We start from the raw sequence: 24,541 nt of genomic DNA, 5'->3' as shown, positions 1-24,541 counted from the left end.
GCATGTATTCTCACCATCCTACACACTATAAAAGTACCAAGGAGGTGAATGAACATGGCTAATAACAATAGTTCAAACCAACTAGTAGTACCTGGTGCTCAACAAGCATTGGATCAAATGAAAACTGAAATTGCTCAGGAATTTGGTGTACAACTTGGTGCTGATTCAACTTCTCGCTCTAACGGTTCAGTTGGTGGAGAAATCACAAAACGTCTAGTGCAAGCAGCTGAGCAACAATTTGGCGGTATGCAACAATAAATAATAAATGGCTTAGGGCTATCCATAATAGGATAGCCCTTCTTAATTCCTTGAAGTTTTAGTGGAATTTACGTAAAGTTACGTTATACATCTTTTATAGAGAGGAAATTGCATATGGGGGATTTATGGTTTGGTGGTAACATTTATACGATGGAAAATGACGGCGATGCTGTAGAGGCAATCTACACAGAAGGAAAACGTATAAGAGCAGTAGGAACGTATGAAAAGTTATATCATGAATTTTATAACCAAATTGAAGAAACAATCAATTTACAAGGGAAAACGCTGCTTCCTGGATTTATTGATAGTCACTTACACATCATTGGTCACGGTGAGAAAATTTTGCGATTGGACTTATCACAAATGAAATCTCCTAATGAGGTGAAGGAAGCACTACAGAATCGGACTGCGAATTTATCTGAGGGAGAGTGGTTGGTTGGTGAAGGATGGAACGAAAATCAATGGGATGATCCGACTATCATACATAAATCTGAATTGGATCAAATCACTTCTACACATCCAATCATGTTAACACGTGTTTGTAGACATGCTGTTTTAGCTAATTCAAAAGCTATGGAGCTCTCAGGTATTAATGATCAAACGCTTAATCCACAAGGTGGTATTATCGTACATGATGAAAAGGGTGAGACAACCGGTTACTTATTAGATACTGCACAAGAATTAATAAAGGACGCTATGCCAAAAGTTTCACAGGAATACCTGGAACAAATTATTAAAATTTCAGTAGATGATTTGCTTTCAAAAGGTATAGTTGGAGGTCATACAGAAGACCTGAATTATTATGGTGGGTTTAGTAAAACTTACCAAGCATTTCAACATGCAATAAATGGTAAAGATAAAAAATTCAAAGCTCATTTGCTGGTTCATCATGAAGTTATGGACGATTTGATTAACGAAAAACTAGGTTATCTAGACGGTTCAGAGTATGTTGAAATGGGAGCAGTGAAAATTTTTGCTGACGGAGCATTGGGTGGACGTACAGCATGGTTAACAGAGGATTACCATGATGATGCAGGTAATAGGGGTGTTGCCATTCACAACGATGAAACATTAGAGGAGCTTGTTAAAAAGGCAAGAGAACACAACTTACCAATAGCTGTACACGCTATCGGTGACCGTGCTGTACAGGAAATTGCACAATTAATTCGTAAATATCCGCTGAATAATGGTGCTCGTGATCGGATTATTCATGGACAAATTCTTAATGAAAACTCATTAAATCTGTTAAAAGAGCTTCCAGTTGTTGTCGATATTCAACCATCTTTCTTAGCTTCTGATTTGCCATGGGCAATCGAACGCTTAGGTAATGAAAGAATGCATTTATCTTATGCGTGGAAAACAATGTTAGATAATGGTGTGCACTGTGCAGGTGGATCTGATGCTCCTATTGAAGATGTGAGCCCTCTACTAGGAATTCAAGCAGCTGTACTGCGCAAATCATTTTTTGACAATAATACGTATATGCCTGATGAGAAGCTTTCGTTATATGAAGCAGTAAGTTTGTACACAAAAGGAAGTGCATATGCCATTACTCAGGAATCAAACCGTGGGGTCTTAACTGAAGGATATCAGGCAGACTTTACTATTTTGGAAGAAGATATATTTCAAACTGAACCAGAGCGTTTACATGAAGTCGAAGTTTCCATGACTGTTATCGATGGTGAAATTGTATATGAGAAAAATTCTTATCATGGTTAATCATGATAAGAATTTTTTGTTTCTTAGGAAATTATTAGGTGCCTGTGAGTAATTTATTAAAATTATAAAATTAGGAGCCAGTGGATATTTTATTAACTGCTTAAGCCACGTCCAGCTCCGACGTACAGGACGTACTAGTGCCGATGACACCACAGGATAAGGAAAGCTTCCCTGAAAAAGTATCGCACGCAGAAAAAGTGCTTTTCTTTTTCAAGGACGTGGCGTTTTCATCGGCCAGCGCCCGTACTGCTAGTGGGCTTCCTTATCCTCCTTACGATAAGTCAACATCGATTCGCTTAGCAAAGGAAGGCCGACTAAAAGCGGGCTCCCGGCCCAACGTCGGCATACCCCTATGAAGGGGCATGTTTCCTTTTAGATGAACTTGACTTTTCGCCAATAATGGCGAAAGTCAGAGTGAATCTTATACTCTGGAGTGAATCTCATACGGATTTGGAAGATCGACTAACTTCGCCGCTTTCGGCGGCAACGTCGACCCACCCGCGATGCGCGGGCGCAGCCCATACGTCGCTATACGGGCGCTTCTAGCTTTTGTTCTTTACAAAAACGTTCTTTTTACTCGGTCCCAGTAGGAATTATCTTTTAGTTTCACGGTTTTAATAACTTTGTCACTTAATGATACGGTTATATTTTTTATGTTTCGTATAGAATAGGCTTCATTATCAAGCCCTACAACTGGATAATCATTTCCGTCTTGAATAATATCTAAGGTTAATTTCCTGTCTTTGTTTAATACAAACGACGAACCGAGTGTCCGATATCGATTATTATTTAGGGATGCTAATTCAGAGACTTGTAAACAAGGTATCTTTGGATCGATTACAGCCCCCTGCACGGATTTATTATATCCTGTGCTACCTGTTGGGGTTGCCACAATTAACCCATCTCCACGAAATGTTTCAAAATGATTGTTATCTATATAAACATTCATAGCAATGGTTTTAATGATAGTGGAACGAATACTCACCTCATTTAGACATTCAAAAGAGATTTCATCATTTACTTGAACATTTATCACCGGAAATCTTCTTACTTCCATCTCCTCATATTCCATTTGATGCAGCATTTCAGAGAAATTATCTAAATTGAAGTCACAGTAAAGTCCCAATTCATCAGATCGTGTTAATCCCGTGTATAAACAATCCTGTCTGAATCCAGTTTTACGAACAGCCTGTAAGAATACCCCATCTCCACCAACACTCATTATTATATTAGCATCTTGAGAACGATCTACAAGGGTGAAATTATTTTTCTGTGCTAGATCGAACAAGGGTTCTAACTTTTTTTCAAGATCTTGATCTTTTGAATAATAAAAGAATATGTTTTTGCGATTTGGCATTTTTGAATCAAACCTCCAATATGAAGAGTTGTATGCGTATTTATATTATCATTAAGAAGTTATATATCCCAGTATATTGAAGTGACCTGTTTAAATATGGAAAATTGTATCAAAATAGTAGTAGGTTACATTTTTTACTAAGGAGTTGGATATAGTGGTTTGGATCTTGTTGGGTGTTGTCATCTTAATGGTTATCATTCTTCTTTCAAAGATATATATATCATGTAAATACACATATAAAAAAGACGATCAAACTCTAGTGGTTAGTGTTTATATGTATAGAATTCGACTACTGACAAAAGATATTGAACTGACAACTAGTGACCGTCCCGAAATTTGGCACTTGTTTAAGAATAAAAGTTTTCTTGAAAGCTTAAAGTATATATATAATGGATTTCAAAAAGCTATCGATCAAAGCCGAGAAGCGAATGCAATGATTATTATGTTATTACGAAATTTGTATTTTCACCGTATCGATTGGAGTACTCATATAGGTACTGGAGAAGCTAGTACCACTGGAATAACGGTTGGAGGTGTATGGACACTAAAGGGTGTAATTACAGGTCTTTTATATAATAAAAGTTCGTTTAAATGTGAGCCCGACCTTAAAGTTATTCCCCATTATCAACATAAATACATACATTCAAAATTGGATTGTATGGTATCGATCAGATTAGTAAAAGCTATATACGCGCTTATTAAAGTGATGCGGAAAGTTCCATTAAAAGAGAAGGCACTTATTTAAGGAGGATTAAAATGGATGAGCACCCGATTCAAGGCTTAATGACTACAGCAATGGAAAGTTTAAAGGATATGATTGAAGTAAATACGATTATTGGTGACCCAGTTGAATCTCCAGATGGAAGTGTGATTATTCCAGTATCTAAACTTGGGTTTGGCTTTGCTGCAGGTGGAAGTGAATTTAGTCCATCTCAAAGTTCAGGTGATTCAAGTGAAGATGTACTTCCATTTGGAGGTGGTAGTGGTGGAGGTGTCTCGATAACACCTGTAGCATTTTTAATTGTAAGTGATCGAGGTGTGAAAATGGTGCATTTAGATCAAAGTACACATATATATGAAAAGATGATTGACTTTGCACCTCAAGCTGTAGATAAGATCCAACAAATGCTGAAAGAAGCAACGCAATCAATCGGTTCAAACCAAGGCAAAGAAAAGGATAAAGACCAAGATAAAAATAAAGATAAAGACCAAGACCAGGATAAATCCAAGGATGAGAAAAAGGGAAAAGAGAATAAACAACAAAATGAACGTTCAAATTATGACATTTAAGATTTGAATCATTGGACATATGACTTGTACTTCTTCATAATTTAATTATATAGAAAGTAAATTTTTAGGAGGAATGATTCATATGGCTAATGTTACATTCCATCAAGAACCTGTCACACTTGTGGGTACAGAAATTAAAGTCGGGGATCAGGCACAAAACTTTAAAGTGTTGACAAACGACTTAAAAGAGGCCAACTTCGATGACTATAAAGGAAAAGTAAAGTTAATTAGTGTTGTACCGTCCATTGATACTGGCGTTTGTGCTGAACAGACAAAACGATTTAATGAGGAAGCAGACAAAATTGAAAACGTACAAGTTTTAACAATTAGTATGGACTTGCCATTTGCGCAGAAACGTTGGTCTTCAGCTAATGATATTACAAAATTAGAAACGTTATCAGACCATCGCGATGCAGATTTCGGTGAAAAATATGGTGTGTTAATTAAGGAATTACGATTGCTATCAAGATCTATATTTGTTGTAGACTCTAACGACAAAGTAACATATGTAGAGTATGTAAAAGAAGTAACGAACCATCCAGATTATGATGAAGCATTAAAAGCTGCTCAGGCTGCTAAATAAGTCAAAGTAAATCTCCCTCACTACAATAAGTGGGGGAGATTTTTATTATAAGTAATGAAAGTATAATTTGAAAAGTCATAGCTAAAACGTACAGGATAAGGAATGCTTCTTTAAAACGTAGCATCGCACAGATTTTCAAGGACGTGACGTTTTCATCGTCCAGTGCTTAGACACCCGAGGTATAAGCAGATCAACTTAAAGGTATCCACACTACGCGACCTGCTTATATTTGTCTTGTCATTCAAGGCGCTTTCCTTTTGTTTGATACCTTTATTTGTACATCCCCACCTTTATTTTGGTACAATAGAAACGCTTTAGCAGGATGGAACGGAGGATAAATAATGAATAAATCAAATGTAGAAACGTTATTCGAATGGATTGACCAAACAACAGAAACAATTCAACAGCATGAAAATGAACCATACTTAGATAGCTTAGCAGTTTCGTTTGAAACACTTTTTCACCAGAATGTTTCGGAGGAGATTGATGATATATTAACGCATAAATTACAAAATCAGCTAAAAAATATAGACACTGCTGCTTACAATACGGAAGATATTCGTAAGGCAACACAGCTTGCTATTCTAAAAGGAATGAAGGGATCGACTCAACAACAGCATTTAATGACGCCTGATACTGTTGCTTTAATCGTAGGATATCTTGCAGAGAAGGTGACAGAACCTAAAGAGAACCTGCGTATTTTTGACCCTGTAAGTGGAACTGCTAATTTATTAACGGTTGTTTTGGACCACTTGAAGCAACAGGTCGATGCTCTTGCAAGTGAGGTGGACCCAACATTAATTAAACTCTCATTGCTGAATGCAAACTTACAGAAGAAGCAGGTTGAATTCTTCCACCAGGATAGTTTAACACCATTTTTATTAGATCCAGTTGACTTAGTAGTTGCTGACTTGCCAATAGGGTACTATCCAGATGACGTTCGAGCTAATGATTTCGAGCTTAAGGCTGATACTGGTCATTCTTACTCTCATCACCTTCTCATGGAGCAAAGTTTACGTTATACAAAGGATGGTGGATACCTAATATTTGTTATTCCAAGTTTTCTGTTTGAAAGTGACCAATCAGATAAACTTCATACTTTTTTACATGAGTATGCACATATTGTAGGAGTCTTACAATTACCTGAAAGTGCCTTTAAATCAGAAAAAAATAGTAAGAGTATTCTAGTTTTACAAAAGAAAGGCGAAAATACAGTTACTCCGAAACAACCTTTGCTTGTTAAACTTCCTTCATTTAAAAATACGAAAGCTATGGAGGATATATTAAGCCAGATGAATGCTTGGTTTTCTACGTATAATAGCAAATAGATCCAAGAAGGAGTTGAGCTTCATTGAGTAATGTTTTAGCTATAAATGCTGGTAGTTCTTCATTAAAATTTCAGTTGATTCAAATGCCCATGGAAGAGGTAATGGCTAAAGGCTTAATCGAGCGAATAGGGATTTCTGATTCTGTCTTTACTATGGAGATAAACGATAATAAAGATAAAATGGTGAATGATATACCTAATCACGAACAGGCAGTTAAACATTTACTTGAAAAGTTAAAGGCTTCAGGGATCATACAATCCTTAGAGGAAATTGATGCTATTGGACATCGTGTAGTTCATGGTGGAGAGAATTTTAATGATTCAGTAAAAATCACTGAAGAAGTTATACAAACAATAGATGAAGTATCAGAATTAGCTCCATTACACAATCCGGCTAATCTTACAGGAATTCGTGCATTTCAAGAAATTTTACCAAATATTCCCATGGTCGCTGTATTTGATACAGCTTTTCACCAAACGATGCCGGAGAAATCATATTTATATAGCTTACCATATGAATATTATGAAAAATATGGAATCCGAAAATATGGTTTTCATGGGACCTCACATAAATATGTTTCACAACGGGCAGCTGAAATGCTTGGAATGCCATTAGAGCAATTGCGTTTAATTTCGTGTCACTTGGGAAATGGGGCGAGTATAGCAGCCATTGAACAAGGGCGTTCTATTGACACGTCAATGGGTTTCACACCGCTAGCTGGAGTCACAATGGGTACACGTTCTGGGAATATTGACCCTGCATTGATACCCTACATCATGGAGAAAACAGGTCAATCTGCTTTTGATGTAATTGAAGTACTGAATAAAAAGAGTGGAATGCTAGCATTATCAGGGTTTTCCAGCGATTTACGTGACATCGAACAACACGCTTTAGATGATGATCGTGCAGAACTTGCACTAGAAGTCTTTGCTGCTCGTATTCACAAATATTTAGGCTCGTATGCGGCAAGAATGTCTGGAGTCGATGCTATTATATTTACTGCTGGAGTTGGGGAAAACAGTGATACGATTCGTGAGAAAGTTTTAACCGGATTAGAGTTCATGGGTGTTTATTGGGATCCTAAATTAAATAAGGTTCGTGGTAAAGAAGCATTTATAAGCTACCCACATTCACCAGTTAAAGTGATGATTATCCCAACGAATGAAGAAGTTATGATAGCGCGTGATACGGTACGCTTAACTTCCGATAGTTAGTTATAAAAGAGGGGAGAAAGGGTATGTCTGTTAAGGAACATAAAAACAATCAGTTATCTGTAAATTGTATGATTATAACAGTTAGTGATACAAGGACTGACAAAACAGACAAAAGTGGGAACTTAATGGTTAAACTGTTAGAACAAGCTGGTCATCGGATTGTTCTGAAAGAAATAGTACCTGATGAAAGGTCTGCAATTAAAAATATGATTGATACTGGACGGAACAATCAGGATGTTGATGTCATTTTAACCAATGGTGGTACAGGAGTTTCTTTTCGAGATGTTACCATTGAGACTATCAAAAACATGCTTGATAAAGAAATGTCGGGATTCGGTGAGCTATTCAGGATGTTAAGCTATCAAGAGGACATTGGTTCTGCTGCTATACTTTCACGAGCTTTAGCAGGTGTTAGTAATCATACCGTTATATTTGCCACACCAGGTTCATCTGGAGCAGTGAAACTGGCTATGAATAAATTAATTTTACCGGAGCTCTCACACACTGTTAAAGAAGTGAAAAAGGATATAGAATAATAAAACGTCCTCCCAATTGGAGGACGTTTTGAATATGGAAACTTATCGTATGACTAACACGTCACAGTTGGCATACCTTGTAATACTCTCTGATACGCTGCCAATCAGGAAACGTTCTACAGCATTCATTCCTGTTGCTCCGCAAATAATTAAGTCAGCACCAAAGCTTTGTGCAATATCTTTAGCAATTTTTACTTTTGGTGAACCATATTCTACACATCGTACAAGGTCTGTAACACCTACTGTTTTGGCATTCTCAACATAACTGTCTAATAGTTCTTTTGCGTATTCTTCTGCTCGTTCTGCTAGGGTGCGGTCATAGGCTTCCGCTGTAGCAAATGTCCGCGAATCAACTACATGTGCGAGGATAAGCCTTGCATGGTTGCGTTTTACAATATCTAATGATTTTTTAAAAGCCTTTTCTGATGCTTCAGAACCGTCAACGGCAACCACAATATTCTTGTATTCAAAATCCATGCTTCCTCTCCCCTTTCATCTCTCTATATTTATTATATACCCTTTTCAGTCGTATAGTAAGCCTTTTTTACTAAATATGGTAACCAAAATATCGATAGAGTTACAATTTTGTGGACACACTAAGCATGGAGGTGATGGTGTTGGTAAAAAAAGAAAAGAAGCAGAAAAAAGAAACGTTTTTTGAGGATAAAGATGGTGTAGCAGCTGTACAAAACCAACTAAATGAAAGTTATCAAAGTGGCGTAGTAGAAGACCAATTGCACAATAATAGGGGCATATACACGTTTAATAACCAAAAAAAATAATAATGATTAGGACAATCCATCCTTGCTACGGGGATGGATTGTTTTCCTTTAGGGGCTTGTATTATGATATAATTTTAGATATAAATTGATGGTTCTTTTTGTTGTAAAGGGGGGCGAAAATTGGGTCATGCTCTAATAACTGCAGGAACTTCTGGACTTGGCAGGCAAGTAATAGAAGCTTTCTTGAAGGCAGGTCATCATGTAACCACTACATATCATAGTAATCTTGAAAAGTCTTTACAGGTTAAAGAAGATTTATCTGCCTATAGTGATTTATTACATATCGTACAAGCTGATGTTACACAAAAGAGGGATATGGAGGACTTAGTGGATGCTGCAAATAAGCATCAAGGAGGGATTGATTATTTAATTAATAACGCTGGTCCATTCATTTTTGAGCGGAAAAAACTACTTGATTATTCTGAGGAAGAATGGCAGGAAATGATGCGAGGAAATCTGGACGCAGTCTTCTATTTATTAAAGTTAACAGTTCCATACATGCGTAAGCAAAAATTTGGCAGGATTATAAATTATGGATTTCAAGGTGCAAACAGTGCATCCGGCTGGTTGTATCGTTCGGCGTTTGCCGCAGCAAAAAGCGGCTTGGTCTCATTGACAAAAACAATCGCTTTCGAAGAGGCTGAGTATAAAATCACTTCAAATATGGTCTGTCCCGGAAATATTATGGGGGCTATGAAAGAAGCTCAAATAAAAGACAGCAAAAAAATTTTTGATGATGATACCCCGGTAGGACGATCTGGAACTGGTGAAGATATTGCAAGAACCATTCTTTTTTTATGTGATGATGACTCTGATATGATTACAGGTTCTGTTTTTGAAATTACTGGTGGTCAGGATGTGATTCATCGTTATAGGTAATAAATTATTATTGGTGCTTTTTTCTGATGTATTTGTTACACTCGGAAGTAGGAAATACTTTCTAAGATTATATCTATAATTCTTCCAAAAATTATAATAATAATAGTGTTAGGAGGATTTTAAAATGAAAATTGGAATACCAAGAGAAATTAAAAATAACGAAAACAGAGTCGCCATCACACCGGCAGGAGTATTGTCTTTAAAACAGGCAGGGCATGACGTTTTTGTTGAAACTGAAGCAGGGTTAGGATCTGGATTTATGGATGATCAATATACCGAAGCGGGTGCCATTATTGTATCCACTGCAAAAGAAACTTGGGAGCAAGAAATGGTAATGAAAGTAAAAGAACCTCTATCTGAGGAATATGACTATTTTTATGAGGGTCTTATTTTATTTACTTATTTACATCTAGCAGCTGAACCAGAATTAACGAAAGCATTAATCGATAAAAAAGTAGTCGGTATCGCATATGAGACGGTTCAATTATCTAATAATTCATTACCACTTCTAACACCAATGAGTGAAGTAGCTGGACGTATGGCCTCACAAATCGGTGCACAATTTTTAGAGAAATCTAAAGGTGGTAAAGGGATACTTTTAGCTGGGATTCCAGGTGTGAAACGTGGAAAGGTTACCATAATTGGTGGCGGTGTAGTTGGTACAAATGCTACTAAAATAGCAGTTGGATTAGGTGCTGATGTAACTATTATTGACTTAAATCCTGAGCGATTAAGGCAACTAGATGACATTTTTGGTTCGTCGATCAATACAATGATGTCCAATCCGCTTTCTATTAGTGAATCTATTGCTGAATCAGATCTAGTAATTGGAGCTGTTTTAATTCCAGGAGCGAAAGCACCCAAGCTTATCTCCGATGAAATGGTGCGAGGTATGAAAGAAGGATCTGTAATTGTTGATGTTGCAATTGATCAAGGTGGTATTTTTGAAACGAGTGATCGTATAACGACACATGATAATCCTACATATACAAAGCATGGAGTGTTACATTACTCTGTTGCAAATATGCCTGGCGCTGTACCACGAACATCAACTATTGGTTTAACAAACGTAACTGTTCCATATGCATTACAGTTGGCTAATAAAGGTTATAAAAAAGCATGTCTTGATAATGAAGCATTGTTTAAAGGACTTAATACATTAGATGGCTATGTAACGTTCAAGGCTGTTGCAGAATCACATGAATTAGCTTATGATGACGCACATGCCCTATTAAAAAAATAAACCATTAAAAAAGAGCACATTGAATGTAACGGGTTTTGTTCCTATCACAAACATTAAAAATGTAACGTAAAATGCCCATCAAGGTGTATGCAAATTTGATGAGCATTTTTTGGTGGTATAATAGAAATTTACTGTTTAAAATCCATTATAATTGTCGTGTGATTTATACCCCCGATTTGTTTGGTAATAATAGCAAGTGTAAGTCTACATTTTGACCTACAAATTCGGATGCAAATTACCATACATAAATTTACCAATAAATTGGGAATCGTTTTACGGATGGCACAAGAAGAGCAGTCGCTTCTTGTGAAAAGAGGTAGATAATGGACGGAGAAATTTTAAGCGGACCCCAGTGCCCTTATTTGTGTCAAAAACAATGATTTTAAGGTCGAGCGGACTCAACGGACCTTATTGCATTAAAAAACAGTCTATTACCCCTAGAACTGTTACAAATAAGGTCCGCTGAGTCCGACAACAGCGATGAATATACATAATGAAAGAAAATAAGGTCCAATGAGTCCGCAAAAAAGATAGGTTGTCACACCAAGGGGACCTTTTTTATTCAATACGCATTTTGCTTTATTACAGGAATGCTTTCTTATTTGCCAAGAAAAATCTCAGTCCAGTGAACAGAGATTTTTAAATTTTTAGTTACGAAATACCACTATTAATACGATGCGATTAATTGTACAAATTTAGGTACATTTTATAGTGTGATTTCGAGTTTTGCGATAGGTAACGGAACTCGTTAACATTGAATGCTCTTTTTTAACTGCTTAGGAATTTATAAAAATAGGAGCCCATGGTTAACTTTTAACTGTTTAAGCCACGTTCGGCTCCAGCGCCCGTACTGTTAGTGGGCTTCCTAATCCTCCTTACGATAAGTCAACATCGATTCGATTAAGCATTAGGACGGCCGACTAAAAACGGGCTCCCGGTCCAACGTCGACCCACCCGCGATGCGCGGGCGCAGCCCATACGTCGCTAAACGGGCACTTCGAGCTTTTGTTCTATTATTCAATTATTTGTAATTCTTTTGGAAATTTGGTTAATGATTCCGGTCCTCTGTCAGTCATGAAAACCATATCCTCGATCCTCACTCCTCCAGTATTCGGAACATAGATTCCAGGTTCAATTGTGTAGCACATCCCTGCTTGAAGCGGAAGTTCGTTCTTGCTATGCATGGAAGGGTACTCGTGTGTTTGTATACCTATGCCATGACCAATACGGTGTTTAAAGTAATCCCCGTAACCAGCTTGGGAAATGTGATTTCTCGCAGCTTGATCAATATCTCCTACAGCCGTACCTATTTGAGAAGCTTCAAATGACTTTTGTTCAGCAGAGAGTACAGTGTTATAAATTTTTTCTTGCTCTTTTGTTATTGATTTATATGCAACGGTTCTAGTTGTGTCTGAACAATAGCCTTCAAATATGACACCGAGATCAAATAACACCATATCTCCTTCTGTTATCTTTTTCATGTTGGGTGTGCCATGCGGGGATGCTGTTTTTGTACCAGATAAACACATAGTGTTAAAAGACATTTCCTGAATACCTTGTTTTTTCAATTCATATTCTATTTTAGCAATAACTTCCAGTTCGCTAACTCCTTTATTTATTGCTTTTATTCCTGTTTCTACTCCAAAGTCAGCTAGAGAAGCTGCTTGTTTAAGAAGTGTATATTCTTTCTTGCTTTTGATAACTCTTAAGTTGGCTAATATTACCTGTGCGTCTGATATGTTTGCCTTAGGAAGAACTTGTTTTATTTGATTGTAACGTTCCATTGTCAGATGGTTATGCTCAAGACTTATTGATTGAGGAATACTATTGTTTCGTTTCAGATAGTCCTTAAAGAGGCTCCAGGGATCTTCATGATCCTCGTAACCAATTAGTTCATAACTCCAACCAGCATTTTTGGCATCTTCTATTTCCATAGAGGGTACTATTAATAATGGATCATGGCATTGACTAACGTAGACAGCAATAACACGTTCATGTGGCTCTGTATAGTAATTGCTCAGGTAGTAGAAGTTTGCTTTTGATGTAACAAGCATACTATCAACGTTATTCTCTTTTATTTTATCCAGTAGTGTGTCTAATCTGTTTGTCATGTAAGCACCTCATTTAAATTTAATTATTTCCATTATAGCAAAACAAAATAACCTTTCAAAAAAAGAAATTATGTTACTCTTATTTATGAAACCTTTTTATAAATAAATACGTATTAAATATGGAACAACATTTTAGATGGCATATGAGGTGGCGTAATGGGTCTATTTTCAAAAATTTTCTCAAAAAAAGAACAGCATAAACCCGTACCAAAAGAACGTACAGCATTGTCCATAGCAGTTGGTGATATCGTAACCTATGACCTTAGAGACTATGAGGTTGTCGGGAAAATCACATACCGGGATGGAAGCTATGAATGGTACGGCTATCAGTTACTAGAAGGAAAAGATACTATCTGGCTGGCTGCAGAAATGGATGATGAACTGGAGTTGGGTATATACAAGAAAATACAATACCCTGTATCAAAACCTTTTCCAAAAGAATTAACTTATGAGAATAGGAATTTTTTTCTGGAAGAGACTGGAACAGCAAGAGTTCAAGGAGAGGGTAGGAGTGCCAATCTTCATGGTTCAGAAACAAACTATGCAGTCTATAGTACAGAAGACGAAGCACATTATTTAAGTTTTGAATCGTGGGAAACGGAGATAGAAGCAAGTTATGGGTACCCTATTGAATCTTATGAACTTAAAATATTAGCTGGATCAAAATAGAGGAGGATTACTATGTTCAAATTTTTCAAACGAGTTAAAACGGTAGTGGGTTCTGAAATGAATGCCATGCTTGATAAGGCTGAAGATCCTGTTAAAATGCTGGAACAATTTATGCGGGACATGGCTGAAGATATTCGTGAAGTAGAAGAAGCTGTTGCCAAGCAGATTGCTAACGAAAAGATGCTTAAACGTAAATCAGATGATGCGCAGGCAATGGTGGAGAAACGCCAAAGTCAAGCAGAGCAAGCAATTGAATCTGGTAATGAAGATCTGGCTCGACGTGCACTAGAGGATAAAGGAGAGCATGAGAGCCAAGCAGCATTGCTAAAAGAATCCTGGGAGCGGGCAAAGCTTGACTCCGATACACTTAGAACTAAGCTTGATGAAATGAAAAAAGAATATCAACAGATGACCCTTCAAAAAGATTCTCTAAAAGCACGTGCAGAATCAGCTAAAACCAGAACGAAGATGAATCGGACAATGTCTTCGATAGGAAGTGATGACTCCAAACAAGGATTTGAACGAATGGAAGAAAAGGTTATGCAATTTGAAGCAGAAGCTGAAACCAGTGAGGACCTTTCAAAAGCTAGCCGTACATTGGATGACGAATTTGAAGAATTAGAGAACAAAAACGGAATAGATGATGAGCTTGCAGCACTAAAAAAGAAAATGGGTAAGCAATAAGAAGAGTAAGGAACCGGGACAGACTCTTGCTTTATAAAAGTGGCTGTCCCTACTATGTTATTGTTCGAAATAGAAAGGGGGATCTGTTTGATAAAAAAATGGATTGTTCTCATATGTTTATTATTCATAACCCTTATAGCAACTGCTTGCTCATCTCCTTTTCAGGATAGAGGTATGCCAGAAGAAGTAACGATAACTGCAGGTGACCTCCCTCAGGAACCTGGCAAAGACGAACTTACTTCTACTATTAAAGGAAATACAAGTAATGATATTGATAGCATTATCGAATCCAATTTTCCTTTAATGGATGTTGTTACTGGTGAAGGTAATCAAAGTGCAGAAATATATGCAACAAATGTATTTAGCTTGTCAGAGTTGGAAGCTGTACTTACATCTGCAATAACACCAGAGGAAATAAGTGAAGTGAAGGATAGTCAACAAATTTTAATCTATCCAAACCACTTTGTTACATTGAAGGTTAGTGATGATGATCAGGATGTAATGCTAATTGAAGTTGCTGAGGATGAATTTGTACAAAAGAATTATTCGCCAAGTTTTTTGCAAACTTATTTTGCATTCCGAATTTTAGATAGTGTTCTTGGTGTGAATAATTGGGGAAATAGAAGAGCTAGTGAATGTAGAACAGGAAACTGTTATGGTGGCTATACAGGACAAGGATATGGTACACCTGGCCGTGGCAATTCTTCATATAGAGGCGGCGGGCCTGGATCAGGAAAATAAAAGGAGTGTGACAAAATGGGACCATTTATAGCGACGTTTGTATATTTTGCTATCTCAGTAGTTATCGTTTTGATTGGTTTAGTTATTTTTGAGCAGATTACACGTAAATACAAAGATATGGATGAGGTTTTAAAAGGGAATCAAGCAGTAGCATTATCCATTGCCGGAAAAATAATAGGTATATGTATTGTGTTAGCTTTTGCAATTTATCATAGTAATGAGGTTTATGAAACACTAATTTGGGGCGTATATGGTATGATATTGCAAATGCTTGCTTATGTATTGTTTGAACTGTTTACACGCAAGTTTTCCGTTCAGGAACAATTACTGAAAAATAACATTGCGGTAGGAACTATATCGATGGGAGTTTCAATCGGGTTAGCTTTTGTTATTGGTGCATCTATTACATAGTAGATCTGAACAAAAAAGAATGGACTTTAATGAAGCGGTCAGCATATATGCTTGACCGCATCATTATTTTAAAGTTTAAATACTAGCAGTAAAGCCAAGATTATATAATGGTTTGAAATCATGGAGTGGTTAGTGTGGACGATAAATCTATAAGACAAAGCAACTTCATCTATTGGGCCTCCGGAATTGTATCAATTTGTGGAATTATTTTTGAAGTATTGTTTGGTGCCCTGGGTTCATACATATTAGGTGATGGCGTTAAACAGTATACACTGACAATATCGTTATTCTTAACGGGAATGGGAATAGGTGCTAGTTTAAGTGAAAAAGTAATGAAAAACTTAATCATAGCATTTATCTATATTGAGTTTTCTGTGGCCATAATTGGAGGCTTTTCGAGCTTTACCATGTTTGGTATTACAGCATTTGCACCAGCTGGAACGGATGCATTTTACTTATATCTGATAACAATAATTGTTGGTGCATTGACAGGTGTTGAATTACCGATTCTGATACGTAAAGCAAATGAAATTGGGGTAACACTAAACAAGAGCACGGCCAGGGTTTTGTTCTCTGATTATGCCGGTGGGCTTGTTGGTGGTCTGTTGTTTGTATTTTTACTACGGCCGCAATTTGGCATGGTGAAATCTGCCTTTCTTGTCGGCTGTATCAATTTAACAGTAGCGTTAATCGTATTATGGCTTTTCCGTAAAGAAATTCGTCGATTTGCAATACATGCTATTGTCGGACTTAGTATTGGGCTAATGCTGGTAATTGGTTTATTTTTTGGAGAGGCAATGGCATTTAGTTTTGAACAAAAATTGTATAAGGATCCAATTATACATATGGAGCAAAGCGCCTACCAAAAAATAATCCTCACACAGGATCAGGATGATACGAGGTTGTTCCTGGATGGATCTTTACAATTAAGTTCAATCGATGAATATCGGTATCATGAAGTGCTTGTCCACCCTACAATGGAATATGCAAAGGAACCTGAGAATATCTTGATTTTAGGTGGCGGGGATGGAATAGCTGCAAAGGAAGTACTTAAATATGAAAATGTAAACGACATAACCGTTGTGGACCTTGACCCGGCAGTAACGGATCTGGCAAATTCCAATCGTCTGCTTCTTGAATTAAATGAAGGCGCATTAACGAATGATAAGGTAGAGGTAATTCATATGGATGCATTTACATTTTTGGAAAGTAGCGAGGAATGGTATGACGCAATTATTGTAGATTTGCCTGATCCGAATAATGAAAGTTTAAACAAGCTGTACACAAAGGAATTCTACTCTCTTATACGGAATCATTTGTTACCGGGGGGAGCGGCAATGATTCAGGCAACTAGTCCCATTTTTGCAACCGAAGTATATTGGACCATTTCTAAGACAGTTGCATCAACAGGAATGGAAACAGAAAATCTTCATGTTGATGTCCCTAGTTTCGGGAATTGGGGGTTTGTGATGGCAAGTAGAGGGCAAATTGACATGGATTCGATTACGATCAATAAGTCTACCAGATTTTTAACAGATGGTATACTGAAGGGATTAACTGGATTCGGAAGAGATGAAGATCAACAGATAACAGATGATAAAGGAAACACTGTCAATTTGGAAGTGAACACTTTAATCGATCCTCAATTAATTCAGCTTTATGAAAATGCATGGGAGAACTATTAAACGGGTAAAGGAATTATGTAGTTTCATATTGAATATATAAAGTAGCAAATTTTTAAAAGGAGTGACGAAAATGAAAGTATCTTATCATGGACATTCTGTTGTTCAAGTTAAAACAGATAAGCAAACCATTTTAATTGATCCATTTATATCAGGGAATGAAGCGTGTGACTTGGATGCGGGTACAGTGGAAGCTGATGTAATTTTACTTACACACGGTCATAATGATCATGTGGGTGATACAGTGGATATTGCCAACCGTAATGATGCGCTAGTAGTCGCGCCATTTGAACTGGCTAATTATTTAGGGACTAAAGGACTAACTATTCACCCCATGCATATAGGCGGAGGACATGAATTTGATTTTGGTCATGTGAAATTTACCCAAGCATTTCATGGCTCATCGTATACTGAAGAAGACGGTTCCACTATATATACTGGAATGCCAGGTGGAATACTATTAACTATTGATGGGAAAACAATCTATCATGTGGGTGATACTGGGTTGTTTTCAGATCTGAAGTTAATTGGTGAATTAAATGATATTGATGTAGCTTTTGTCCCAATTGGTGATAACTTTACAATGGGACCAGAGGATGCATTGATTGCAACTGAATGGATTAAAGCCAAGATGATTGTGCCTGTGCATTATAATACGTTCCCAGTAATTGAGCAGGATGCAGGGGCATTTGCTCGTAAGGTTAAAACGGGTGAAGGTAGAGCGATGAGTATTGGAGAAGAACTGGAATTATAGTTAAACGTGAGCTTAAGGCTCACGTTTTTAATTTGAGGAACATGAAATACTTTCTTCTATGACCATGTTCTCACCAATGACTTCTCTATTACATGTTATTTGACCTTCAATAAAGATTTCTGTTAGATTTTTTTTAAATATAATATTTCCCTTAAATGTGGCATCTCCATGTATGTAGATTTCTGTCTTATTTTTTTCAAAGTCAAGATCGCCATTAAAAATAGCATTTCCAAAAACCTCAAGCTCAACATTATTTGGGTTATTCTTAAGTAAGGAAATACTCTTCAAAAACTCTGCATTCCCATCAACTGTAAGAGTAAGACTTCCCTTATTAATCAACAAATCGTTCGGAAATTCTGCATTACCATCTGTGACTATACATCTATAATGAGCGTTTATTTCATTCATATTAAACGATGTGTTTCCAGACAAATTACAGCCATCACGTATATTATCTTTGGTAACTTCATTTGGAAAGTCAATTTCCTCATTTATGGAAACAGAAAAGTTATAGTCTGTTTTGCTTGTCCATGTTGTCTTAACAGAAAAATTTTGATCAGATTTGTTAGAAGTAGTTAGCAATATATGTAATGGTTCAGTATGATCTACATTTTCTACACATCCATTGTTAATTTCTAATTCTCTATTACCGTTAGTGATACTTGTTTCATCCATTACTAGATCTATTCTTCCTTCACTAGTGTCCATACAAAGTATAGAATTTTCGTCATAGTATGTACTTCTCATTTCACTTACAAGAACATTCGTATCTTGTTTTAACGAAATTTGATCACTCGTTTTTTCTTCGCTATTTAATAGCTGGATAATAATTGTCGATGATAAAGTGACAAGAATAGCAAACAAACTTATGGCTGCAAGTAATTCCACTAAAGTCATGCCTTGTTCGTTATGATATTGTCGAAATGGCATATAATTCACATCCGATTTCATGATATAATAGGTAAAAAGTCACTATCAAGGAGTGAACTCTATTGTATAATAGATTGCAAAAAATAAATAGTAGGGGTTTTACTCTTGTAGAAATGGTAGCATCAATAGCCCTTTTAGGAATGGTTATAGCCGTGTTCTTACCTATTTTCCCACAGATAATGGGCTGGACAGAGAACACGGATGAGGAGTTAGTTGCTAGTAATTTATTAAGTCAAGTGGCTAGTGATACAGAGCATATAGAAGTTGTCGACTTTTTTGATGATAGTATAGAAGAATGCAATGCTTTTTTGACGGAGGATGTCTATTATAAAGAGTATCCACTAAATGGTGACATATATAAGGCTAAATTGAATGTATGTAAGGAAATAAATGTCGAATTATACCGAACAAAAATAAAGATCTATTCATCAAATGATAGACTAGTAAGTGAATCTTATACATACATTTCTGGTGATTCAAATGAATAGTTTTAAAAATGAAAAAGGTGCTATGTTAGTACTAACTTTAATGATTATTACATTATTTCTAACTTTTATATTAGTTCAGTTTACGCAAATTACGAATACATCAAGACAAGTAGAAACAATGGAAAAAAATATAGAAGCTAGGCTAATTGCTGAAATGGGAGTAGATTATTACCGTAAACTAGTGAAATCTACTGTTTCTGAAACGGTCGCAAATAGCGATGATATAATATTGCCAGATCTGAGGGAACAACAAATACTCGATGACAAAGGTAATTATAAATATGAAATTAGTAATCCTGAAATAGTGGAAGAATCTTCTGAACAGGTTAAGATCTCATTTACCAGTAAAGGGACAGCCCTTGATACAGTCCAATACATTGAAAATACGACCATTACTATCAATTTACTGACGGAGTGATTATTATGTCTACACGTAAACGTTTAGGAGACCTTCTTCAAGATGCCGGTCTCGTAATGGAGGAACAAGTTAAGGAAGCATTGGAAAATAAAAAAAGTGATCAAAAGCTTGGTGATGCTTTACTTGAAAGAGGTTTTATTACAGAACGTCAACTAATAGAAGTATTAGAATTTCAGTTGGGCATTCCCCATGTCTCCTTATATCAGTATCCAGTTGATGAACAGGTTTTAGGTTATATTTCAAAAGAAATGGCACAACAGAATTTTATTATGCCGTTAACTATTAAGGATAATTCGTTTGTAATCGCTATGAAGGACCCGATGGATTATTACATTATAGACGATTTAGAAATGGCAACAGGATTCAGTATTTCACCAGTAATTGCAACTAAGAATGATATATTATATGCAATCAATAAATATTATTTTAAAAGTAATTCCGAGCTAGAAGTGGAAATGGGGGATAATGACGATGAGGAAGCCCCTGTTATACGATTGTTGGATCGGATTTTAAATACAGGTACTCAATTAAAAGCTAGTGATATACATATTGATCCCCAAGAATCCAATGTACATGTTCGTTATCGAATAGACGGTCGCCTGCAGACGGAAAATATCATTCAAAAAGAAATGCAAAACTCCATAACTGCACGAATAAAAATCTTAGCTGATATGAATATTACGCAAACACGATTACCACAAGATGGTCGAATAAAGATGAAAGTTGGCACGACACCTGTAGATTTACGGATATCTTGTTTACCAACTGTTCATGGAGAAAAAGTTGTCATTCGCATACTAGATTTAAATAATGCACTTATGCAATTAAGCGAATTAAACTTCTCAAAAGAAAATCACAGGAAATACAGACAATTAATCTCACAACCATCAGGACTTGTTTTGTTAACCGGTCCTACTGGTTCCGGGAAAACATCAACACTATATGCTTCCATTAACTTTTTGAATCAAGAAATGGTTAATATTATAACCGTTGAAGACCCCGTTGAATTTCAATTAGAAGGTATTAATCAAGTACAAACTAATAGTTCGATTGGTCTTACATTTGCTAATGGGTTACGCTCCATTTTGCGACAGGATCCAAATATTATTATGGTTGGTGAAGTTCGTGACCAGGAAACTGCTGAGATAGCAATTCGTGCATCACTTACAGGGCACTTCGTTTTAAGTACTTTGCATACGAATAGTGCCATTGATACAGTGCCAAGATTAATTGATATGGGTATTGAACCGTATTTAGTAGTATCTGCCTTAAACGGGATTGTAGCCCAGCGTTTAGTGCGTAAAATCTGTCGTGATTGTCGAACAGAACGAGAGCCGACAGAAATGGAAAAGGAAATTTTCTCGAGCCATAATATCGAAATGGATACGGTTTATTATGCAAAAGGCTGTAACAGCTGTCACCAACGAGGATATCGAGGTAGACTTGCAGTACATGAAGTATTAGTTATTGACGATAAAATAAAAAGTATGTTGCTTAATAAAAAGTCGTTAGCAGAAATTCAAGGCTATGCAAAAGAACAAGGGATGGAATTTTTAATGCAAGATGGACTTGAAAAAGTAAAAGAAGGACTAACGACGATGGAAGAAATGATGCAAGTTTCTATTAGTTTATAAGGGGAGATACACATGAAAGAACAATTTGATAAATGGTTGACAGAGGCATACCATATGAAAGCATCAGACGTTCATTTAACCATTGGTAAACCCCCTATTTTCCGTGTGAATGGCAAATTACTGGACCAAGTTGAAGAAAAATTGGAGCCTCTTCACACAAAGCAAATTGTTAAAGCAATCATTCCTGAAAATTTATGGACAAAGTTGACGGAAAAACGTGAACTGGATTTTTCATACGGAATAAGAGGGTTATCAAGATTTCGGATCAATACCTTCTATCAACGTGGTGAATTATCGCTTGCAATCAGGATTATACCAACGAGAGTCCCTTCCGTTGAAGAGCTGGATTTACCACAAATTGTGAAACAAATGGTTCATGAGCCACAGGGGTTAGTACTTGTTACAGGGCCTACTGGAAGTGGTAAAAGCACAACACTTGCTTCGATGATAAATTATATGAATAAAACGATGAACAAACATATTATTACCCTTGAAGACCCCATTGAATATATGCATAAACATGATCAATCCATTATTGATCAACGGGAAATTGGGTTTGATACAAATAGTTTTGCAGGGGGACTAAGAGCAAGTTTACGACAAGATCCGGATGTTATTCTAGTAGGAGAGATGCGGGACTTAGAAACAATTTCCACAGCAATTACAGCTGCTGAAACTGGTCATTTGGTTTTAGGAACATTACATACAACGGACGCAGTTTCTACCATCGAACGTATTATTGATGTATTTCCTCCAGGTCAACAAACACAGATACGGATTCAACTATCAACCATTTTAAAGGCTGTTATTTCTCAGCGACTACTTATAACGAAAGATAATATGGGTCGCAATGTAGCAACTGAAATATTGATCAATACACCAGCAGTTAAAAATCTAATTCGAAACGAAAAGCTGCATCAAGTTCAGAATGTATTACAAACATCTAAAGAACAAGGTATGCACACTCTAGAAATGGATCTTAAACGTTTACTCCAGGATGATAAAATTTCGCTGGACACTGCTGCTCCTTTTATGCGGGAAAGGAGTTAATCATGAATGAATTACCAATATACTGGTAAAAAAACCTCAGGACAAAAAATAACAGGAAAAGTAGAAGCGGATTCCAAAAAGGATGCACTTGTAGAGCTTGAAAATAGTGGTTTAATAGTTTTTGAGATTGCAGAGGCGAAAACATGGAATAGAGATATTGTACTGAACAAAAAGGTTAATAATAAAGAGTTTGTCATCTTTCTTAGACAATATTCCACTTTAATTCATGCAGGGATTTCGATTTCGGAAGCTACAAAAACCATGTTTAGGCAAACTGAAAGTAAAGTTTTAAAACTTGCACTTATCGACATGGATAAACAATTAGATCAAGGTCAATCACTTTCAAAGGCTGTAGAACGTCATCCAAAAGTGTTCCCGTCACTACTTGTCAATATGATTAACGCAGGAGAAGCTAGTGGTAAATTGGATGACATTCTTAATCAAATGGCAGATTACTATGAAAAGGAATATCGCAATAAACAAAAGGTCGTGTCGGCGTTAATTTATCCAGGTGTAGTAGGAGTTATAACGCTGGTACTTAGTATATTTTTATTAGTTTTTATTGTGCCACAATTTGTCAGTATGTTTCATTCACTTGGTGAGGAGGTCCCTCCGTATACACGATTTATTTTAAATTTAAGTGATTGGCTTCGTTCGTTTTGGTGGGTATTCGTTATATTAATGGCATTGGGGATTGTTATTTACAAGTATGTGATACAATTTGACAGTCTCATTTATCGAATAGATAGAATTAAAATGAAGTTTCCTTTCCTAGGAGCTCTGGTTCATAAAGGTGCAATGGTTCGAATGACACAAACGTTAAGTACATTGGTTAATAGTGCTGTACCTATTTTACAATCGGTAGAAATCACCGAAAAAGTTGTTGGTAATAGGGTGATTCAAGATGTTCTTGAGCAGGCAAGGAAGTCATTGGAGGTAGGCGAGTCGATTACGATACCCATGAAAGATCATTGGGCGTTCCCTGCTTTAGTTACACAGATGATTAAAATCGGTGAAAAAACCGGGACATTAGATCAAATGCTTTCAAAAGCCGCTGAATTCTACGAAGAAGAATTAGATCAGTTGTCTACGAGAATTAAAACATTGATTGAGCCTTTGATGATAATCATATTAACTGTAATAGTTGGAGGTATTATCACAGCAGTGGTTATACCGATGTTTTCGTTGTTTGAAACTTTTTGAATGGTATAGAAATTCATAGATATTTGTCAAGTAATGTATTATAATGGAAATAGAACTTTAGTAGGATACTTTGATAGACTATCTTCATTTGGGCACTTGGTTAGTCAGGAGTACGTAGTACAACCGACCAGCTATGGTATGAAATTTTTATGCTTTAAAAAGGTGGGAATAATTTATGCTAACACGCATGAAAAAGATATTGAAAAGGGAAAAAGGATTCACTTTAGTAGAGTTATTGGCAGTTATCGCTATTTTAGCAATTATTACGGCAATCGCAGTACCGACTATTGGGAATGTTATTGGAGATTCTGAGGAAAAGGCACATGAGGCTAATGTTAAATTAATAGAAAATGCTGCTAGATTAGCATATATTGGTGGTTTAGATGAAGTTCAAGACGGTAATGTTACAATTAACGAACTTGTTGAGAATGATTATTTAGATGATGTACCTCAAGATGTTGGTGACCACGAATATAATGAAGATCATGTGATTAATAATGTTTCAGAATCTGGTGCTACATTTTGATGTTAAAATTGGTTTTATCTGAAAAAGTAGTACGGTGAATAATGACGCCCA

The 24,541-nt window shown here is 36.4% G+C and carries 27 protein-coding genes and 1 riboswitch; of the genes, 23 read left to right on the top strand and 4 right to left on the bottom strand.

The annotated features are described in order from the left end of the window. The first annotated feature begins 54 nt into the window (after positions 1 to 54). Together ACFQ3N_RS06950 and ACFQ3N_RS06945 are read left to right on the top strand one after the other, a co-directional pair. On the top strand, positions 55 to 258 hold the full coding sequence (locus tag ACFQ3N_RS06950) for a small, acid-soluble spore protein, alpha/beta type (protein ID WP_390360861.1): 204 nt from the start codon (positions 55 to 57) through the stop codon (positions 256 to 258). 114 nt (positions 259 to 372) lie between these two features. After that, positions 373 to 1,977, top strand: coding sequence for an amidohydrolase (locus tag ACFQ3N_RS06945; protein WP_390360859.1), 1,605 nt, complete (start codon positions 373 to 375; stop codon positions 1,975 to 1,977). A gap of 556 nt (positions 1,978 to 2,533) precedes the next feature. Here the strand turns inward: ACFQ3N_RS06945 and ACFQ3N_RS06940 are convergent. Further along, positions 2,534 to 3,334 (bottom strand): NAD kinase, encoded by an 801-nt coding sequence (locus ACFQ3N_RS06940; RefSeq protein ID WP_390360857.1) that lies wholly within the window; start codon positions 3,332 to 3,334, stop codon positions 2,534 to 2,536. A 154-nt stretch (positions 3,335 to 3,488) separates the two neighbouring features. On the opposite strand from ACFQ3N_RS06940, the gene ACFQ3N_RS06935 reads away from it, so the two are divergent. From ACFQ3N_RS06935 to ACFQ3N_RS06910, 6 genes are all read left to right on the top strand, one after another. Further along, positions 3,489 to 4,079, top strand: coding sequence for a DUF2953 domain-containing protein (locus ACFQ3N_RS06935; RefSeq protein WP_390360856.1), 591 nt, complete (start codon positions 3,489 to 3,491; stop codon positions 4,077 to 4,079). A gap of 11 nt (positions 4,080 to 4,090) precedes the next feature. Then, complete coding sequence (ytfJ, locus tag ACFQ3N_RS06930) at positions 4,091 to 4,624, top strand: GerW family sporulation protein (RefSeq protein ID WP_390360854.1); 534 nt, start codon at positions 4,091 to 4,093, stop codon at positions 4,622 to 4,624. An 82-nt stretch (positions 4,625 to 4,706) separates the two neighbouring features. Further along, complete coding sequence (gene tpx / locus ACFQ3N_RS06925) at positions 4,707 to 5,207, top strand: thiol peroxidase (protein ID WP_390360852.1); 501 nt, start codon at positions 4,707 to 4,709, stop codon at positions 5,205 to 5,207. 341 nt (positions 5,208 to 5,548) lie between these two features. Then, positions 5,549 to 6,535 carry a class I SAM-dependent methyltransferase gene (locus tag ACFQ3N_RS06920; RefSeq protein ID WP_390360850.1) on the top strand — a complete coding sequence of 329 codons (987 nt, stop codon included), beginning with the start codon at positions 5,549 to 5,551 and terminating at the stop codon, positions 6,533 to 6,535. 23 nt (positions 6,536 to 6,558) lie between these two features. Continuing rightward, the gene (locus tag ACFQ3N_RS06915; protein ID WP_390360848.1) at positions 6,559 to 7,749 is read left to right on the top strand and encodes an acetate kinase; all 1,191 of its coding nucleotides are present in this window, start codon (positions 6,559 to 6,561) and stop codon (positions 7,747 to 7,749) included. 23 nt (positions 7,750 to 7,772) lie between these two features. Further along, entirely contained in the window at positions 7,773 to 8,285 is a 513-nt protein-coding gene (locus ACFQ3N_RS06910; RefSeq protein ID WP_390360846.1) for a MogA/MoaB family molybdenum cofactor biosynthesis protein, read from the top strand. Between the two features lie 42 nt (positions 8,286 to 8,327). On the opposite strand, the gene ACFQ3N_RS06905 is transcribed toward ACFQ3N_RS06910, so the two are convergent. Continuing rightward, positions 8,328 to 8,762, bottom strand: coding sequence for a universal stress protein (locus ACFQ3N_RS06905; protein WP_390360844.1), 435 nt, complete (start codon positions 8,760 to 8,762; stop codon positions 8,328 to 8,330). 140 nt (positions 8,763 to 8,902) lie between these two features. Here ACFQ3N_RS06905 and ACFQ3N_RS06900 point away from each other — a divergent pair, with 140 nt between their 5' ends. The 3 genes from ACFQ3N_RS06900 to ald all read left to right on the top strand — a co-directional run bounded on the left by ACFQ3N_RS06900 (position 8,903) and on the right by ald (position 11,189). Next, positions 8,903 to 9,067, top strand: a complete 165-nt coding sequence (locus ACFQ3N_RS06900; RefSeq protein ID WP_390360842.1) for a hypothetical protein — start codon at positions 8,903 to 8,905, stop codon at positions 9,065 to 9,067. An 84-nt stretch (positions 9,068 to 9,151) separates the two neighbouring features. Next, on the top strand, positions 9,152 to 9,946 hold the full coding sequence (locus ACFQ3N_RS06895) for an SDR family oxidoreductase (RefSeq protein ID WP_390360949.1): 795 nt from the start codon (positions 9,152 to 9,154) through the stop codon (positions 9,944 to 9,946). Positions 9,947 to 10,070: 124 nt separating this feature from the next. Beyond that, positions 10,071 to 11,189: an alanine dehydrogenase gene (ald, locus tag ACFQ3N_RS06890; RefSeq protein ID WP_390360841.1), complete on the top strand. Its 1,119-nt coding sequence runs from the start codon at positions 10,071 to 10,073 to the stop codon at positions 11,187 to 11,189. Between the two features lie 1,013 nt (positions 11,190 to 12,202). Here the strand turns inward: ald and ACFQ3N_RS06885 are convergent. Beyond that, complete coding sequence (locus ACFQ3N_RS06885) at positions 12,203 to 13,300, bottom strand: M24 family metallopeptidase (protein ID WP_390360839.1); 1,098 nt, start codon at positions 13,298 to 13,300, stop codon at positions 12,203 to 12,205. 156 nt (positions 13,301 to 13,456) lie between these two features. On the opposite strand from ACFQ3N_RS06885, the gene ACFQ3N_RS06880 reads away from it, so the two are divergent. From ACFQ3N_RS06880 to ACFQ3N_RS06855, 6 genes are all read left to right on the top strand, one after another. Next, positions 13,457 to 13,969, top strand: a complete 513-nt coding sequence (locus ACFQ3N_RS06880; protein ID WP_390360837.1) for a DUF4178 domain-containing protein — start codon at positions 13,457 to 13,459, stop codon at positions 13,967 to 13,969. Positions 13,970 to 13,981: 12 nt separating this feature from the next. Next, the gene (locus ACFQ3N_RS06875; RefSeq protein ID WP_390360836.1) at positions 13,982 to 14,653 is read left to right on the top strand and encodes a PspA/IM30 family protein; all 672 of its coding nucleotides are present in this window, start codon (positions 13,982 to 13,984) and stop codon (positions 14,651 to 14,653) included. An 87-nt stretch (positions 14,654 to 14,740) separates the two neighbouring features. Next, positions 14,741 to 15,394, top strand: coding sequence for a DUF4247 domain-containing protein (locus ACFQ3N_RS06870; protein WP_390360834.1), 654 nt, complete (start codon positions 14,741 to 14,743; stop codon positions 15,392 to 15,394). Between the two features lie 15 nt (positions 15,395 to 15,409). Continuing rightward, a complete protein-coding gene (locus ACFQ3N_RS06865; RefSeq protein WP_390360832.1) occupies positions 15,410 to 15,805 on the top strand; it encodes a DUF350 domain-containing protein in 396 nt (131 codons plus the stop codon). A 134-nt stretch (positions 15,806 to 15,939) separates the two neighbouring features. After that, entirely contained in the window at positions 15,940 to 17,490 is a 1,551-nt protein-coding gene (locus ACFQ3N_RS06860) for a polyamine aminopropyltransferase (protein ID WP_390360830.1), read from the top strand. A 70-nt stretch (positions 17,491 to 17,560) separates the two neighbouring features. Then, positions 17,561 to 18,241: a metal-dependent hydrolase gene (locus ACFQ3N_RS06855; RefSeq protein ID WP_390360828.1), complete on the top strand. Its 681-nt coding sequence runs from the start codon at positions 17,561 to 17,563 to the stop codon at positions 18,239 to 18,241. Positions 18,242 to 18,268: 27 nt separating this feature from the next. Here the strand turns inward: ACFQ3N_RS06855 and ACFQ3N_RS06850 are convergent, their stop codons facing one another. Continuing rightward, complete coding sequence (locus tag ACFQ3N_RS06850; RefSeq protein WP_390360827.1) at positions 18,269 to 19,171, bottom strand: PulJ/GspJ family protein; 903 nt, start codon at positions 19,169 to 19,171, stop codon at positions 18,269 to 18,271. A 62-nt stretch (positions 19,172 to 19,233) separates the two neighbouring features. Between ACFQ3N_RS06850 and ACFQ3N_RS06845 the strand changes: the two genes are divergently transcribed. The 6 genes from ACFQ3N_RS06845 to ACFQ3N_RS06820 all read left to right on the top strand — a co-directional run bounded on the left by ACFQ3N_RS06845 (position 19,234) and on the right by ACFQ3N_RS06820 (position 24,490). Further along, a complete protein-coding gene (locus tag ACFQ3N_RS06845) occupies positions 19,234 to 19,659 on the top strand; it encodes a type II secretion system protein (protein WP_390360825.1) in 426 nt (141 codons plus the stop codon). Between the two features lie 22 nt (positions 19,660 to 19,681). After that, a complete protein-coding gene (locus ACFQ3N_RS06840) occupies positions 19,682 to 20,077 on the top strand; it encodes a hypothetical protein (RefSeq protein WP_390360823.1) in 396 nt (131 codons plus the stop codon). A gap of 5 nt (positions 20,078 to 20,082) precedes the next feature. Next, positions 20,083 to 21,711, top strand: coding sequence for a GspE/PulE family protein (locus tag ACFQ3N_RS06835; RefSeq protein ID WP_390360821.1), 1,629 nt, complete (start codon positions 20,083 to 20,085; stop codon positions 21,709 to 21,711). A 12-nt stretch (positions 21,712 to 21,723) separates the two neighbouring features. Next, positions 21,724 to 22,761 (top strand): type IV pilus twitching motility protein PilT, encoded by a 1,038-nt coding sequence (locus tag ACFQ3N_RS06830; RefSeq protein ID WP_390360819.1) that lies wholly within the window; start codon positions 21,724 to 21,726, stop codon positions 22,759 to 22,761. Positions 22,762 to 22,767: 6 nt separating this feature from the next. Further along, positions 22,768 to 23,964 (top strand): type II secretion system F family protein, encoded by a 1,197-nt coding sequence (locus ACFQ3N_RS06825; RefSeq protein ID WP_390360817.1) that lies wholly within the window; start codon positions 22,768 to 22,770, stop codon positions 23,962 to 23,964. A 54-nt stretch (positions 23,965 to 24,018) separates the two neighbouring features. Continuing rightward, a riboswitch (cyclic di-GMP riboswitch) is annotated at positions 24,019 to 24,102 on the top strand. A 37-nt stretch (positions 24,103 to 24,139) separates the two neighbouring features. Further along, positions 24,140 to 24,490, top strand: coding sequence for a prepilin-type N-terminal cleavage/methylation domain-containing protein (locus ACFQ3N_RS06820; RefSeq protein ID WP_390360815.1), 351 nt, complete (start codon positions 24,140 to 24,142; stop codon positions 24,488 to 24,490). Positions 24,491 to 24,541: the final 51 nt, after the last annotated feature.

This window comes from Virgibacillus byunsanensis, from assembly GCF_042675965.1.
GTDB classification, from domain to species: domain Bacteria; phylum Bacillota; class Bacilli; order Bacillales; family Amphibacillaceae; genus Virgibacillus_R; species Virgibacillus_R byunsanensis.
The sequence above is the reverse complement of the archived record's forward strand: the minus strand, read 5'-3'. Positions and strand labels throughout refer to the sequence as shown.

What these genes read in the sequence shown, in the direction of transcription:
- ACFQ3N_RS06950 (WP_390360861.1), top strand. Translation starts at nt 55, where the DNA reads ATGGCTAATAACAATAGTTCAAACCAACTAGTAGTACCTGGTGCTCAA.
- ACFQ3N_RS06945 (WP_390360859.1), top strand. Translation starts at nt 373, where the DNA reads ATGGGGGATTTATGGTTTGGTGGTAACATTTATACGATGGAAAATGAC.
- ACFQ3N_RS06940 (WP_390360857.1), bottom strand. Translation starts at nt 3,334, where the DNA reads ATGCCAAATCGCAAAAACATATTCTTTTATTATTCAAAAGATCAAGAT.
- ytfJ (WP_390360854.1), top strand. Translation starts at nt 4,091, where the DNA reads ATGGATGAGCACCCGATTCAAGGCTTAATGACTACAGCAATGGAAAGT.
- tpx (WP_390360852.1), top strand. Translation starts at nt 4,707, where the DNA reads ATGGCTAATGTTACATTCCATCAAGAACCTGTCACACTTGTGGGTACA.
- ACFQ3N_RS06920 (WP_390360850.1), top strand. Translation starts at nt 5,549, where the DNA reads ATGAATAAATCAAATGTAGAAACGTTATTCGAATGGATTGACCAAACA.
- ACFQ3N_RS06910 (WP_390360846.1), top strand. Translation starts at nt 7,773, where the DNA reads ATGTCTGTTAAGGAACATAAAAACAATCAGTTATCTGTAAATTGTATG.
- ACFQ3N_RS06905 (WP_390360844.1), bottom strand. Translation starts at nt 8,762, where the DNA reads ATGGATTTTGAATACAAGAATATTGTGGTTGCCGTTGACGGTTCTGAA.
- ald (WP_390360841.1), top strand. Translation starts at nt 10,071, where the DNA reads ATGAAAATTGGAATACCAAGAGAAATTAAAAATAACGAAAACAGAGTC.
- ACFQ3N_RS06885 (WP_390360839.1), bottom strand. Translation starts at nt 13,300, where the DNA reads ATGACAAACAGATTAGACACACTACTGGATAAAATAAAAGAGAATAAC.
- ACFQ3N_RS06880 (WP_390360837.1), top strand. Translation starts at nt 13,457, where the DNA reads ATGGGTCTATTTTCAAAAATTTTCTCAAAAAAAGAACAGCATAAACCC.
- ACFQ3N_RS06875 (WP_390360836.1), top strand. Translation starts at nt 13,982, where the DNA reads ATGTTCAAATTTTTCAAACGAGTTAAAACGGTAGTGGGTTCTGAAATG.
- ACFQ3N_RS06865 (WP_390360832.1), top strand. Translation starts at nt 15,410, where the DNA reads ATGGGACCATTTATAGCGACGTTTGTATATTTTGCTATCTCAGTAGTT.
- ACFQ3N_RS06855 (WP_390360828.1), top strand. Translation starts at nt 17,561, where the DNA reads ATGAAAGTATCTTATCATGGACATTCTGTTGTTCAAGTTAAAACAGAT.
- ACFQ3N_RS06850 (WP_390360827.1), bottom strand. Translation starts at nt 19,171, where the DNA reads ATGCCATTTCGACAATATCATAACGAACAAGGCATGACTTTAGTGGAA.
- ACFQ3N_RS06840 (WP_390360823.1), top strand. Translation starts at nt 19,682, where the DNA reads ATGTTAGTACTAACTTTAATGATTATTACATTATTTCTAACTTTTATA.
- ACFQ3N_RS06835 (WP_390360821.1), top strand. Translation starts at nt 20,083, where the DNA reads ATGTCTACACGTAAACGTTTAGGAGACCTTCTTCAAGATGCCGGTCTC.
- ACFQ3N_RS06830 (WP_390360819.1), top strand. Translation starts at nt 21,724, where the DNA reads ATGAAAGAACAATTTGATAAATGGTTGACAGAGGCATACCATATGAAA.
- ACFQ3N_RS06825 (WP_390360817.1), top strand. Translation starts at nt 22,768, where the DNA reads ATGAATTACCAATATACTGGTAAAAAAACCTCAGGACAAAAAATAACA.
- ACFQ3N_RS06820 (WP_390360815.1), top strand. Translation starts at nt 24,140, where the DNA reads ATGCTAACACGCATGAAAAAGATATTGAAAAGGGAAAAAGGATTCACT.